A 13,225-nucleotide genomic window follows, 5' to 3' on the forward strand; every position below is an offset into this window, starting at 1 on the left:
ACCAGTGTAACTTCTCTTGATAAACGTGACCGCCAAAGTCTCTTTCAAAGGATCCAATCTCTCAGATCCCGCAAGCTCCGCCGCCCACGTTTCTCTTTCTTCCAATCTTCAATTGTCAAATAACAGACGACCAAAAGCCGTCACCAAAACCCGCTCCAAACCTAAGCCCGAAGCAACAAACCAGCAATCCGCCAATTCGCTTGAGTTTCTTAAGAACGAGAGACTTCGTCGCCAGCAGCGCCGCCGCCCTCGTCAGTGAGTGGGCTTATAATCCCACCCCCTTTTCTAAGTCAACAGCGCTTTTCGAAAAAAATCATTTTTCTTTCAAGCCATTGTTTTTTCATAAGAAATTTCTGTGGAGCCTGTCGGTGCGCTCATTTTCCGGTTTTCTGAGCTGTCTCCACCGAGCCGGAGAAGTGAACATTCGTCGGCTTTTCGTGGAAAGAGCGCCCTTTCGTCTCTCGCGCCCCGACATGATCACAATCTGCTGGTCTTTACGTACACATGATTCACACAGGCAAATGCAGATAGGCTGCCTTTCCAGTGCACGATTTGACTTCGGTGCCCAAAATATGCACATCTTTCGCCCCAGCCAGGATGGCCGAGACATGCTTCCAGAGACGTCAAATGTAAGGACGCGGACCCGACTGCCATGATGACGGAGAAAATGATGATCCGCTCGTTGGGCAACGAGCCTCCGCTTCTGGCTGACGGCAGGCGTGCGCCTGACAAGCGCGAAGTTTCCTTGCGCTGGCTCTCGGGCACGTTCCTCACCGGCATCACATCCTCTGTCCTGATGGGCGTCGCCCTTTTTGCCGCGCTTGATGGCCGCCAGCAGCTTGCGATTCCTGCCGAGGCCTATGCGAGTGCCGTCGCAGAGGCGCATGTGGACACGAGCGTCGTCCGTGGCGGTCGGCTGATCGCGCCCGCCATCGCCGCAAAACCTTCGGACCGGGCGATCATGGAAGTATCGACCGTTGTCCACGACGGCGAGAAGGAGGTCGTGCGCCGCCAGCCTTTCGCGCATGTGAAGATGACGCTGGCCGCCAACCACGTGGCGACCGAGGACTACCCCGATTTCGATCCCCTGGCGATATTTTCCGCCGACGAACCGCAGCCCGCCCCGCAGAGCCGCACCGGCGCACTCTATGGCTCCGACGTTGAATCCGAAGTCAGTCTGAAGACCGTTCCCTTCCCGACCGCCAAGACCAGTATGAAAATGGCCTCTGGCCTGTCGTTTGAGGAGGTCGAGGAAAACGTCCGCTCCAACGGCTCCGTGCTCACCGACGGCAATACGCAGCTTGCGGCCCTCTATTACGTCGATCCGCGTCGTTTCTCCAACGAGGAAACCGATGTCGATTTGACCGCAGGCCTGTCCGCCCGCGTGCTCGAGCAGAACATGACGGTCTCTGCGCCGGAATCGATCACGCCGCAGACCGAAGAATTCGCCGACGACATCCTTCCGGTTCGCGCGGATACATCGATCGCCAAGGCGCTTACGGACTCAGGCTATCCACAGCAATATGCCGATGGCATTGCCAATTATATCTCGCAGCAACTCGGCGCCAGCGATCTCGAAAAGGGTGACGTGCTGCGCATCGGCATTATCCAGAAGGGCGAACAGGCAAAGATCATCCGCGCCAGCGTCTACCGCGGCACTCGCCATCTGGTCACCGTGGCCCTGGACGACAAGGGCAAGTATGTGCCGGGCAGCGAGCCGCCGATGCTGGATGCGATCGCCACGGCCTTCGATGACAATACATTCGCTCCGCCGCCTGGACAGAACCTGCCGCGCGTCTATGACGGAATCTATCGTGCCGCCCTTTCCTACGGCATGACCAAGGATATGACCGCGCTGATCATCAAGTTGCTCGCAAGCAACGTCGATTTCCAGGCGCAGCTGAGACCGACCGATAAGCTGGAGGCTTTCTTCTCCGTCGCCGACAGCAGCGGACAGGCGACCGAGGATTCCGAACTGCTCTACGTCAATGCTCGTTTTGGCGATACGCAAACGCGCTTCTATCGCTTCCAGGATCCCGATGACGGGACGGTCGATTACTTCGACGAGAACGGCAAGAGCATTCGCCAGTTCCTGTTGCGCAACCCGGTTCCGAACGGCATTTTCAAATCGGGCTTCGGCATGCGCCGCCACCCGATCCTCGGTTTCGCCCGAATGCATACAGGCGTCGATTGGGCCGCGCCACGTGGCACCGCGATCATCGCCGCCGGCAATGGCACAGTCGAAAAAGCCGGTTGGGATTCCGGCGGATACGGCAATCAGACGATCATCCGCCATGCCAATGGCTACGAATCCTCCTACAATCACCAGAGCGCCATCGCCAAAGGCGTCGTTCCCGGCGCGAAAATACGTCAGGGCCAGGTGATCGGCTGGGTCGGCACCACGGGAGAATCAACCGGCCCGCACCTGCATTACGAGCTGATCGTCAACGGCACCAAGGTCGATCCGTTGCGCATCCGCCTTCCGGGCGGGAAGTCGCTGCAGGGCGAGGCGCTGGCGAAATTCGAAGACGAGCGAAAGCGTATCGATACGCTGCTGAACAACCCGACGCCGGAGCAGGTGGCGAGCAAGTAATCTCTAAACGAAATGGCGGCCCAAGCCGCCATTTCTCATTCCGAAGCAAACTAAATTAAGCCGCAGCGCTGACCGTCTGCCGCGTGCTGAACTGCAGCCGGTCCGAGCCGTTCGTCACCTTGACAGTCGATCCGTCCGGCACCTGGCCCGACAGGATCTGCTCGGCCAACGGGTCCTGCACGAACTTCTGGATAACCCGCTTCAGCGGCCTTGCGCCGTAAATCGGATCGTAACCCTTGTTCGCCAGCCAGTGACGAGCGTCCTCGTCAAGGTCGATGACGATCTTGCGTTCGGACAGCAATGCCACCAGCCGCTTCAGCTGAATGTCGACGATCGCACCCATCTCCTCGCGTTTGAGGCGGTGGAAGAGAATGATCTCATCGATGCGGTTCAGGAATTCCGGCCGGAAATGCCCACGCACGACATCCATCACCTGCTCGCGAACCGTATCGCTATCGTCGCCGTCCCGGAGCTGCGTCAGATATTCGGCTCCGAGGTTCGAGGTCATGATGATCATCGTATTGCGGAAATCGACTGTCCGGCCCTGGCCGTCTGTCAGCCGTCCGTCGTCAAGCACCTGCAGCAGGATGTTGAAGACGTCGGGATGTGCCTTCTCGATCTCGTCGAACAGCACGACCTGATACGGCCGTCGGCGTACGGCTTCCGTCAGCGCTCCGCCTTCGTCATAGCCGACGTAGCCGGGAGGTGCACCGATCAGTCGGGCGACGGAGTGTTTCTCCATGTATTCCGACATGTCCATGCGCACCATCGCCGTTTCGTCATCGAAGAGGAAGCGGGCGAGCGCCTTGGTGAGCTCCGTCTTGCCGACGCCGGTCGGGCCGAGGAAGATGAACGAGCCGATAGGCCGGTTCGGATCTTGCAGGCCGGCGCGGGCGCGGCGGACGGCGCGCGACACGGCCTGAACCGCATCGCCCTGGCCGATCACCGATTTTGCCAGCTCGTCTTCCATCCGAAGCAGCTTGTCACGTTCGCCTTCCAGCATCTTGTCGACCGGGATGCCGGTCCAGCGGGAAACGACATGGGCGATATTGTCGGGGCTGACGACCTCCTGCACCATCGCGCCGCGCTCGCCGTCCTGCTTCTCGGCTTCGACCAGTTGCTTTTCGAGATCCGGAATGACGCCGTAGGTCAGTTCGCCGGCGCGCTGGAACTCGCCCTTGCGCTGGGCGATCGCCAGTTCGTTGCGGGCATCGTCGAGCTGCTTCTTGAGATCGGCGGCAAGGCCGAGCTTCTGCTTTTCCGCCTGCCAGCGGGCCGTAAGCGCATCGGCCTCCTCTTCAAGCGCGGTGAGTTCGGTCTCAAGCCGCTTCAGCCGGTCGGCGGAAGCAACGTCGGTTTCCTTCTTCAGCGCCTCGCGCTCGATCTTCATCTGAATGATCCGGCGGTCGAGTTCATCGAGTTCTTCCGGCTTGGAATCCACCTGCATGCGCAGTCGCGCCGCTGCCTCATCCATCAGATCGATCGCCTTGTCGGGCAAAAAGCGATCCGTGATATAGCGGTGGGACAGCGTCGCGGCGGCGACCAGCGCCGCATCGGCGATGCGCACCTTGTGATGTTGCTCGTATTTCTCCTTGAGTCCGCGCAGAATCGATATCGTGTCTTCGACCGTCGGTTCGTCGACGACGACGGGCTGGAAGCGGCGCGCAAGCGCCGGATCCTTCTCGACATGTTTGCGATACTCGTCGAGCGTTGTCGCGCCGACGCAATGCAGCTCGCCGCGGGCAAGGGCGGGCTTCAGAAGGTTCGAGGCATCCATCGCCCCGTCCGCTTTGCCGGCACCGACCAGCGTGTGCATTTCGTCGATGAACAGGATTATCTCGCCGTTTTCCGCCTGCACTTCATTGAGCACGGCCTTCAGCCGCTCTTCGAATTCGCCGCGGTATTTCGCGCCGGCAATCAGCGCGCCCATGTCGAGCGCCATCAGCTTCTTGTCCTTGAGCGATTCCGGCACGTCACCGTTGACGATGCGCAGAGCCAGACCTTCGACGATCGCGGTCTTTCCGACGCCCGGCTCGCCGATCAGCACCGGATTGTTCTTGGTGCGGCGCGACAGGACCTGGATGGTGCGGCGGATCTCATCGTCACGGCCGATCACCGGATCGAGCTTGCCCTCGCGGGCCTCGCCAGTGAGGTCGCGGGCGAACTTCTTGAGTGAATCGAAGCCCTGCTCGGCACTGGCGGAATCCGCCGTCCGGCCCTTGCGGATATCGTTGATGACTTGGTTGAGGCCTTGGGCCGTCACGCCTGCATTCTTCAGCGTCGAATAGGTCGAAGCCGAGGATTCGATCGCCAGCGCCTGCAGCAGACGTTCGACCGTGACGAAACTGTCGCCGGCTTTCTTGGCCGCCTCTTCCGCGGTCGAAAGCACCTTGGCGAGCGGCTGCGCTAAGTAGATGTTGCCGTTGCCGCCTGATATCTTCGGCAACTTGGCAAGAGCCGCGTCATTGGCGAGGCGAGCAGCCTTGACATCGCCGCCAGCACGCTCGATCAGCGACGCGGCCATGCCCTGATCGTCATCGAGCAGAACTTTGAGCACGTGTTCGGGTGAAAATTGCTGATGCCCCTGCGCCAGCGCATAGGTCTGGGCCGACTGGATGAAACCGCGCACCCGCTCGGAATATTTCTCGATATTCATATTCTACCTCCATTGATCGCCCTGCCCTTACGAGGCGCAGACCGATGATTGAGATCGACCCCCTGAAAAGGCAGGTCGCGCTTGGCCCGTCTGGGATTTGGGCGAAGCAGTCGAAGAGAATATGGTACGCTGTTCCGGGAGTTTAAAGAGCCCATAAGACGAAAATCCCCGGTACGAAGGCCGGGGATTTTCAAGGAAATTCGAACAGATGGCATAAGTACCAGGCTCTCCCCGAAAGGAGCGGCCAGATCCCTTATTCCGATGCGGCATCAGCCAGAACCGGTGCCTCGGCGGAAGCACCCTCGCCTTCGGGGGCTGCATCGCCGTCTGCGCCGCGACGCGGGCGACGGGGACGATTGCCGGGGCTACGACGACGGGGCTGGCGTTCGCGTGACTGGCCGGCAGAGCCTTCCTCGTCCATGGCGACCTCGGCTGGAATGCCTTCGATCTCCGGCTGTGGGCCGGTTCCGTCGATGATTTCGGGCTGGGGTGCCGGGGCAGGCGCCGCAACTGGTGCCGGCGCCGGCTTTGTCTGCGCCGGCGGCTGATGCTGTCTGCTCTGCGGCGGCTGGACGACGACGACATCGTCGCCGTCATTGTCGCTGACATCGATGTCGTCGCTGTCGCGATCCGTCGCGTCGCGGTCATTGTAGTCACTGCGATCGTCGCGCTGGAACCGCTCCTGCATCTGCGCCTGAGCGCTGGCGATGATCCGATTGTAATGTTCGGCGTGCTGAAGATAATTCTCGGCTATCACACGGTCGCCGGAGCTCTGGGCATCACGGGCAAGCTGCGCATATTTCTCGGCGATATGCTGTGCAGTACCGCGAATCTTCACATCGGGGCCGGAGCTGTCATAGGTCCGGGTCAGCGGGTTGCCGCCCTTGCGGTTGAAATTGTTGTTATTGTTATTTCCGCCGCCGCCATTGTTATTGTTGTTACCACGCCCTCGACCGCGCTTGTTTTGCTGTCCTGGCCTCATAGATCGTTCACCTGAATTCTCTGTTTGTGATGGATACATGGCACCAACCGCCATGACCGGAAAACCGGGTCAGGACCTTTGTGCCGCGAGCATACTGCGCCTTTGCGCCGACCTGCCGCTTGGTTCTCAAGTCAGTTTGACTGATTCACGCGTTGGGTCGTGTTCAACCGTTGAAACTCTCGTTTAAAAGAGCGGACCCCCGAGGCAAACCAAGTACCGAACGAATCTCGTTCATTCCTATCTGCCCAACACGTGTCCGCAACCTATATTGCTTCCCTGGGAAATCCAAGCCTTTTCTTCGCAATAGCAATAATGTCCCGCCCAATGCCGCAATTATCGCCTTTTACGCGAGCGCGAAAACGAGCGCCCTGTCGTTCTGACCATAATCTTTCACGGATTTGAGGCACCTGAAGCCTTCCGCTTCGAAGATCGCCGTCACATCGTTTCGCTGATCGTAGCCGATTTCCAGTCCCACGACCCCTTCGGGCCTCATGAACCTTGCCGAATCCTTGGCTATGGCTTTGTAAGCGTCAAGCCCATCCGGGCCGCCATCCAGCGCTGCAACCGGATCAAATTTCGTCACTTCAGGAGCGAGATCGTGAATGACATTGGAGGCAATATAGGGCGGATTTGAGACAATCGCGTGAAACGAGCCCTGGATGTTCTCGAACCATCTCGACTGCACGGCCTCAAAGCGATCCTGCAACCCGTTTCTTTCTGCGTTTGACTTTGCCGTCCGAAGTGCATCCGACGATATGTCGCTGCCGATACCTGACGCCTCGGGACATTCGCTCAAAAGCGCAAGACATATCGCCCCAGTCCCGGTTCCGATATCAAGAATATGGAGATGCCGTTGCGCCATTGCAAGGTCCTTCAGATAAGGAAGCACCGTATCGACCAGGATTTCCGTATCCGGACGCGGCTCCAGAGTTTCCGCCGACAAGCCAAGCGGCAGGCCATAAAATTCCCGCTCGCCCAGAATACGATGCACCGGCTCATGGCCGAGCCGGCGTTCCACCGCCTTGAAAATCACATCAATCTGCTCAGGTGAAAGCCTCTCAGCCGACCGCGTCAACAGCTCCGTCGACGACAGCTTCAAAAGACCTGCGACAAGCAGCCGCGCATCGGTCGCCGGATCGACAATGCCCGCCTCGGTGAAACGACGGCGCGCTTCGGCAAGCGTATCGGCGACCGTGGCGCTCACTGCTGTTCGCCGAGCTGCGCCAGCTGGCTTGCCTGGTAGTCGGCCATCAGCGCGTCGACGACCTCCTCGATCTCCCCTTCCATCATCCGGTCGAGCTTGTAAAGCGTCAGATTGATGCGATGGTCCGTGACGCGCCCCTGAGGGAAATTGTAGGTACGGATGCGTTCGGAACGATCACCGGAGCCGACCTGGCTCTTGCGATCGGCCGAGCGCTCGCTGTCGGCGCGCTGCCGCTCGGCGTCGTAAAGCCTGGAGCGCAGCACCTGCATCGCCTTGGCGCGGTTCTGATGCTGCGATTTTTCCGAGCTGGTGACGACGATGCCGGTCGGCAGGTGGGTGATGCGCACTGCCGAGTCCGTGGTATTGACGTGCTGGCCGCCGGCTCCCGAAGAGCGCATGGTGTCGATGCGGATGTCTTCCGGCCGGATCTCGATGTCGATCTCCTCGGCCTCCGGCAGCACCGCCACCGTCGCGGCCGACGTGTGAATGCGCCCGCCCGCCTCGGTCTCCGGCACGCGCTGCACGCGGTGCACGCCAGATTCGAATTTCAGCTTGGCGAAGACGCCCCTTCCGGTGATCGTCGCAATGATTTCCTTATAGCCGCCGGCTTCGCCCTCACTTGCCGAGAGCACTTCGACTTTCCAGCCCTTCTCGGAGGCGAAACGCTCGTACATGCGAAAGAGATCACCGGCGAAAAGTGCTGCTTCCGAGCCGCCGGTGCCGGCGCGGATTTCGAGGATTGCGCTTTTCTCGTCAGCCGCATCTTTCGGCAGAAGCAGAATTTGCATCTCCTGCTCCAGCGCCTCGATCCGCTCCTTCACCTCGGGCAGTTCGAGTTCGGCGAGGTCTCGCATCTCACGATCGACCGATTTGTCCTCGAGCAGCGTTTCGAGATCGGCAAGCTCGGCGACAGCCTTTTCATAGGCGCGGATCTTCGTCACGACAGGCTGCAGCTCGGAATATTCGGATGCAAGCTTCACATAAACATCGGCGGCTGGACCGGCCGACATGCGCGCTTCGATCTCGCCGAAACGGCGTTCCAGCTCGCGCATCTTTTCAACGGGAAGCTTCGCCACCCTGCACTCCGATTCTTCTTATATTTCTCTAAAGGGGAATATTGTGGCTCTCGGCGAAGCGGGCAAGCACCTCGCGCATCGGCACCGTGCTGCGATGATCGTCCAGCACTTCGTCCATCACCTTCGCCAGTGCCCCGACATCAAGCCCGAGCAGCATTGCCTTTACCGGACCAATCGAGGCCGGCGACATCGAGATCGAGCGAAAGCCGACGCCAAGCAGCGCCATTGCCGAAAGTGGCTTGCCGGCAAGCTCCCCGCAAAGCGTCACGGGCGTCTTGTTCCGATCCGCCCCACGCACGATATCGCGGAGGATCCGCAGGAAAGGCTTGCCAAGAGGGTCGAAGCGATCCGACACCCGCGCATTGCCACGATCGACCGCCATAGAAAACTGGAAGAGGTCGTTGGAACCGACCGAGACGAAATCGACCGCCTCCATCAGTTCGTCAAGCTGCCAGAGCAGCGCGGGTACCTCCAGCATCGCTCCGAATTGCAGCTTGCGCGGCAGCCCATGCCCGAAGCGCGATAGATGCTGCACTTCCTTCTGCAGGAGCTCGCGCACCATCTTCAACTCGGAAACCTCGGTCACCATCGGCACCATCAGCTTCAGCTCGGTGCCGGCCGATGCCTTCAGCAGGGCGCGCAGCTGGGTGCGCAACAATCCCGGCCGGTCGAGCGACAGCCGGATCGCGCGCCAGCCGAGGGCGGGATTTTCTTCCTCATGGCCTCGGAAATAAGGCACCACCTTGTCGCCGCCGATATCGAGCGTGCGGAAGGTGACCACGCGGCCTGCCGCCTGTTTGATCACATTACGGTAGAACTGCTCCTGCTCTTCCGCCTTCGGCATGGTCGAAGCGATCATGAACTGCAGCTCGGTGCGGAAGAGACCGATACCCTCCGCACCCGATTCCGAGAGCTGCGGCAGGTCGACCAGAAGGCCGGCATTCATCATCAGCGAAATCCGCTGGCCGTCCTTGGTGACCGGCTCGATGGCACGCAGCGCCCGGAACTGCTCCTGCCGCCTCGCGCGGAAGCGCACCTTTTCTTCGTAGGAGCGCCGGTGATCGGCCATCGGGCGAAGATGCACATGCCCTTCGTCGGCGTCGATGATCACGGCATCGCCATTCTCGGCGAGCGCCACAACGCCCGCCGCCTGGCCGATGACGGGAATGCCCATGGCGCGGGCGACGATCACCACATGGCTTGTCACCGCCCCTTCTTCCAGCACCAGTCCGCGCACATTGGCGCGGGGATAATCGAGCAGCTCGGCCGCCCCCATAGCCCGCGCCAGGATAATCGCGTCATTGGGAAAACCTTCGGCGGTCGTGCGCCCGGTATAACCCGTCAACTGCCTGAGCAATCGGTTCGCCAGATCCTCGAAATCATGCATGCGTTCGCGCAGATAAGGGTCGGTCAACCGCATCATCCGCGCCTTGGTGTCGCTCTGCACCTTTTCGACCGCCGCTTCGGCCGTCAGGCCGTTGCGGATCGCCTCCTCGAGCTTGCGCACCCAGCCCTGGTCATGCGCGAACATACGATAGGTTTCGAGCACCTCGCGATGCTCGCCCTCCATCGACACGTCACGGCGCGACAGCATGTCGTCAATCGAGATCCTGAGCGACCCCATGGCCTCCGCCAGCCGCCGGATCTCCTTCTCCGTATCCTCGTTCAGCAGGTTGGTGACGACGATGCGCGGCTCGTGCAAGACGACATAGCCGAGGCCGATGCCGTCATTATAGGTGTCGCCGTCGATCGTCACCGAGCGTGTCAGATCGAGTTCGAGGCCGGGCTTGGTGATCTTCTTGAGCTCGCCGGTGGCGATCATCTCGGCAAGCACCATCGCCGTCGTTTCGAGCGCTTCCACTTCCTCGTCGCGATAGTTGCGGCTCGCCTTGTTCTGCACGACGAGAACGCCAAGCGAGCGCCCGGTCCTGAGGATCGGCACACCGAGGAAGGAATGGTAGATTTCTTCGCCCGTCTCCGGCAGGTAACGGAAGGCCGGATGCGACTGCGCGTCGGAAAGGTTCAGCGGCTGCGCCGAGGCCGCAATCGTGCCGACCAGGCCCTGTCCCATCTTCAGCTGCGCCAGGTGCACCGCCTCTCGGTTCAGGCCTTCGGTCGCATAGAGTTCGAGCACACCGTCGGCGCGCAGCACGTAGACGGAGCAGACTTCCGCCACCATGTTGCTGGCAATCTGGCGGACGATCCGGTCAAGACGATCCTGCGGCTCCAGCGGCTCTGCCATCAACTCGCGCAGCCGCCTGAGCAGCACGCGCGGACCGCCGGAAAGGTCTCTCATGGCGTCTCAAGCTCCCGAAACAACGCACTCAGTCCCGGCAGGCCGGCCCTCGTCTACTCAACCTGAAGGGGCAGGCCGCCCACTGGGAATCAATTCTTATCCAGACCGTAGCAGGAATGCAAAGTCCTGACAGCGAGTTCTGCATAGGGACCGTCGATCAGGATGGAAATCTTGATCTCGGAGGTGGTGATCGCCTTGATGTTGATGCCTTTTTCGGCAAGTGCACGAAACGCGGTGGCAGCAACACCCGCATGGCTGCGCATGCCGATTCCGATGACCGAGACTTTCACCAGCCCCGATTCGTTCTGCACGACATCGTAACCGATCTTCTCCTTATGGTCGCCGAGCACCTTGATCGCCTTCTCGACGTCGCCTGACGGCACGGTGAAGGTCATGTCGGTCTTCGATCCGTCCTCGGAGATATTCTGGACGATCATGTCGACATTGATATGGGATTCGGCAAGCGGCCCGAAGATCGCGGCGGAGACGCCCGGCCGGTCGGCAAGACGGCGAAGCGAGATCTGAGCCTCATCCTTGGCATAGGCGATGCCGGTGACTACTTCCTGTTCCACGATTTCATCCTCGTCACAAATCAGCGTTCCGGGCGGGTTCAACAGATCGCCCATGCCCGGAGCATCGGGATCTTCGAAAGACGATCGCACGAAGGTACGCACCTTGTGCACCATGGCAAGCTCCACCGAGCGCACCTGCAGCACCTTGGCGCCGAGCGAGGCCATTTCGAGCATTTCCTCGAAGGCGATCTTCTTCAGCCTACGCGCCTGCGGCACGATACGCGGATCGGTCGTATAGACCCCATCGACATCGGTATAGATATCGCAGCGATCCGCTTTGACAGCCGCGGCAATGGCGACGGCCGATGTGTCCGACCCGCCGCGTCCCAGAGTGGCGAGGCGGTTGTCAGGCCCCAATCCCTGGAAACCGGCGATAACGGCGACCTGTCCCTCGCCCATGCGCTTGATGATGTCGGAGCCGTCGATTTCCAGAATCCGGGCAGCGCCATGCGCATTGTCCGTGCGGATCGGAATCTGCCAACCCTGCCAGGAGCGGGCATTGATATCCATCGCCTGCAATGCGATCGCAAGCAGCCCAGACGTCACCTGCTCGCCGGAAGCGACCACCGCGTCATATTCGCGCGCATCGTAAAAGGGAGAATTGGCGCCGATCACCTTCGGCATGCCTTGCACCCAGCCGACCAGCTCATTGGTCTTGCCGGACATGGCCGAGACCACCACCGCGACCTCGTGGCCGGCATCGACTTCGCGTTTCACGTGGCGGGCAACGTTCTTGATGCGGTCCAGGTCAGCGACGGACGTGCCGCCGAATTTCATTACGATGCGTGCCATATGCCTCTACCACGACTGGCGCCGGACAGCGGAAACCCGACCCGGCATCACGAAAGCTCTGGGGCGAACCGCTTGGCGAAAGAGCCGGGCTTCCATTTCTGGAACCGCTCTAAAGCCCAGGCCCCTGAAGGCCCCAAGTTGCGGCGTCTCTTAGCGAGTTTGGCGGGGGGAGGCAAGCGTACACGATAAAAGCAATTGCCGGCCATTTGCACGCTCGCCCCTCCCTTATGCGCCGCCCCTTGACTTATGCCCCCGATCGTCCGACTTCACATGACATGAACGATGGAGAACACCATGACGGAAACCGCCAGAAGCACGATCGACCAGGGCGAAGTGGACCGCTTCTCGGCGATGGCGGCGGAATGGTGGAGCCCGACCGGCAAGTTCAAGCCACTGCACAAGTTCAATCCCGTCCGCCTCGCCTATATAAGAGACAAGGCCTGCGAGAATTTCGGCCGTGATCCGAAAAACGCCCGGCCGCTCGAAGGTCTGCGCGTGCTCGATATCGGCTGCGGCGGCGGCCTCCTGTCTGAGCCCGTCGCGCGCATGGGCGCCTCCGTCGTCGGCGCCGATCCTTCCGAGAAGAACATCGGCATTGCTTCGACCCACGCCAAGGCGTCTGGCGTCCCGGTGGACTATCGCGCCGTCACTGCCGAGGAGCTTGCAGATGCCGGCGAGACCTTCGATATCGTCTTGAACATGGAAGTGGTCGAACACGTCGCCGACGTCGAACTCTTCATGACGACCTGCGCGAAAATGGTCCGCCCCGGCGGCCTGATCTTCGTCGCCACCATCAACCGCACAATGAAGGCGGCGGCCCTTGCCATCTTCGCTGCCGAGAACATCTTGCGCTGGCTGCCGCGCGGGACGCATCAATATGAAAAGCTGGTGCGCCCCGAAGAATTGGAAAAGCCGCTCGCGGCAAGCGGTCTCGAGATCACCGACCGCACCGGCGTCTTCTTCAACCCGCTGTCGAACCAGTGGAATCTGTCCCGAGATATGGATGTGAACTATATGTTGCTGGCGAAGCGGCCGGCATAATCAATAAGCCGGC

The 13,225-nt window shown here is 60.6% G+C and carries 8 protein-coding genes; 2 read left to right on the forward strand and 6 right to left on the reverse strand.

The features are described 5' to 3' along the window. Positions 1 to 652 precede the first annotated feature (652 nt). Positions 653 to 2,593 carry a M23 family metallopeptidase gene (locus tag PH551_RS29490; protein ID WP_285196084.1) on the forward strand — a complete coding sequence of 647 codons (1,941 nt, stop codon included), beginning with the start codon at positions 653 to 655 and terminating at the stop codon, positions 2,591 to 2,593. 55 nt (positions 2,594 to 2,648) lie between these two features. On the opposite strand, the gene clpB is transcribed toward PH551_RS29490, so the two are convergent. The 6 genes from clpB to PH551_RS29520 all read right to left on the reverse strand — a co-directional run bounded on the left by clpB (position 2,649) and on the right by PH551_RS29520 (position 12,171). Further along, positions 2,649 to 5,249 (reverse strand): ATP-dependent chaperone ClpB, encoded by a 2,601-nt coding sequence (gene clpB, locus PH551_RS29495; RefSeq protein WP_085779597.1) that lies wholly within the window; start codon positions 5,247 to 5,249, stop codon positions 2,649 to 2,651. Between the two features lie 253 nt (positions 5,250 to 5,502). Then, entirely contained in the window at positions 5,503 to 6,231 is a 729-nt protein-coding gene (locus tag PH551_RS29500) for a DUF4167 domain-containing protein (protein ID WP_285196085.1), read from the reverse strand. 343 nt (positions 6,232 to 6,574) lie between these two features. Beyond that, positions 6,575 to 7,435, reverse strand: coding sequence for a peptide chain release factor N(5)-glutamine methyltransferase (gene prmC, locus PH551_RS29505; protein WP_285196086.1), 861 nt, complete (start codon positions 7,433 to 7,435; stop codon positions 6,575 to 6,577). After that, entirely contained in the window at positions 7,432 to 8,511 is a 1,080-nt protein-coding gene (gene prfA / locus PH551_RS29510; protein WP_097601642.1) for a peptide chain release factor 1, read from the reverse strand. The genes prmC and prfA overlap by 4 nt, the downstream gene beginning before the upstream one ends. A 28-nt stretch (positions 8,512 to 8,539) precedes the next feature. Continuing rightward, complete coding sequence (gene ptsP, locus PH551_RS29515; protein WP_285196087.1) at positions 8,540 to 10,807, reverse strand: phosphoenolpyruvate--protein phosphotransferase; 2,268 nt, start codon at positions 10,805 to 10,807, stop codon at positions 8,540 to 8,542. An 89-nt stretch (positions 10,808 to 10,896) separates the two neighbouring features. Next, a complete protein-coding gene (locus PH551_RS29520) occupies positions 10,897 to 12,171 on the reverse strand; it encodes an aspartate kinase (protein WP_064686444.1) in 1,275 nt (424 codons plus the stop codon). Between the two features lie 294 nt (positions 12,172 to 12,465). Between PH551_RS29520 and ubiG the strand changes: the two genes are divergently transcribed. Then, entirely contained in the window at positions 12,466 to 13,212 is a 747-nt protein-coding gene (ubiG, locus tag PH551_RS29525; protein WP_097601640.1) for a bifunctional 2-polyprenyl-6-hydroxyphenol methylase/3-demethylubiquinol 3-O-methyltransferase UbiG, read from the forward strand. The last annotated feature ends 13 nt before the right edge of the window (positions 13,213 to 13,225 follow it).

The organism is Rhizobium atlanticum (genome assembly GCF_030182485.1).
Classification (GTDB): domain Bacteria; phylum Pseudomonadota; class Alphaproteobacteria; order Rhizobiales; family Rhizobiaceae; genus Rhizobium.

Coding starts and splice junctions, on each gene's coding strand:
- ubiG (WP_097601640.1), top strand. CDS start 12,466: ATGACGGAAACCGCCAGAAGCACGATCGACCAGGGCGAAGTGGACCGC.
- PH551_RS29490 (WP_285196084.1), top strand. CDS start 653: ATGATGACGGAGAAAATGATGATCCGCTCGTTGGGCAACGAGCCTCCG.
- PH551_RS29500 (WP_285196085.1), bottom strand. CDS start 6,231: ATGAGGCCAGGACAGCAAAACAAGCGCGGTCGAGGGCGTGGTAACAAC.
- ptsP (WP_285196087.1), bottom strand. CDS start 10,807: ATGAGAGACCTTTCCGGCGGTCCGCGCGTGCTGCTCAGGCGGCTGCGC.
- PH551_RS29520 (WP_064686444.1), bottom strand. CDS start 12,171: ATGGCACGCATCGTAATGAAATTCGGCGGCACGTCCGTCGCTGACCTG.
- clpB (WP_085779597.1), bottom strand. CDS start 5,249: ATGAATATCGAGAAATATTCCGAGCGGGTGCGCGGTTTCATCCAGTCG.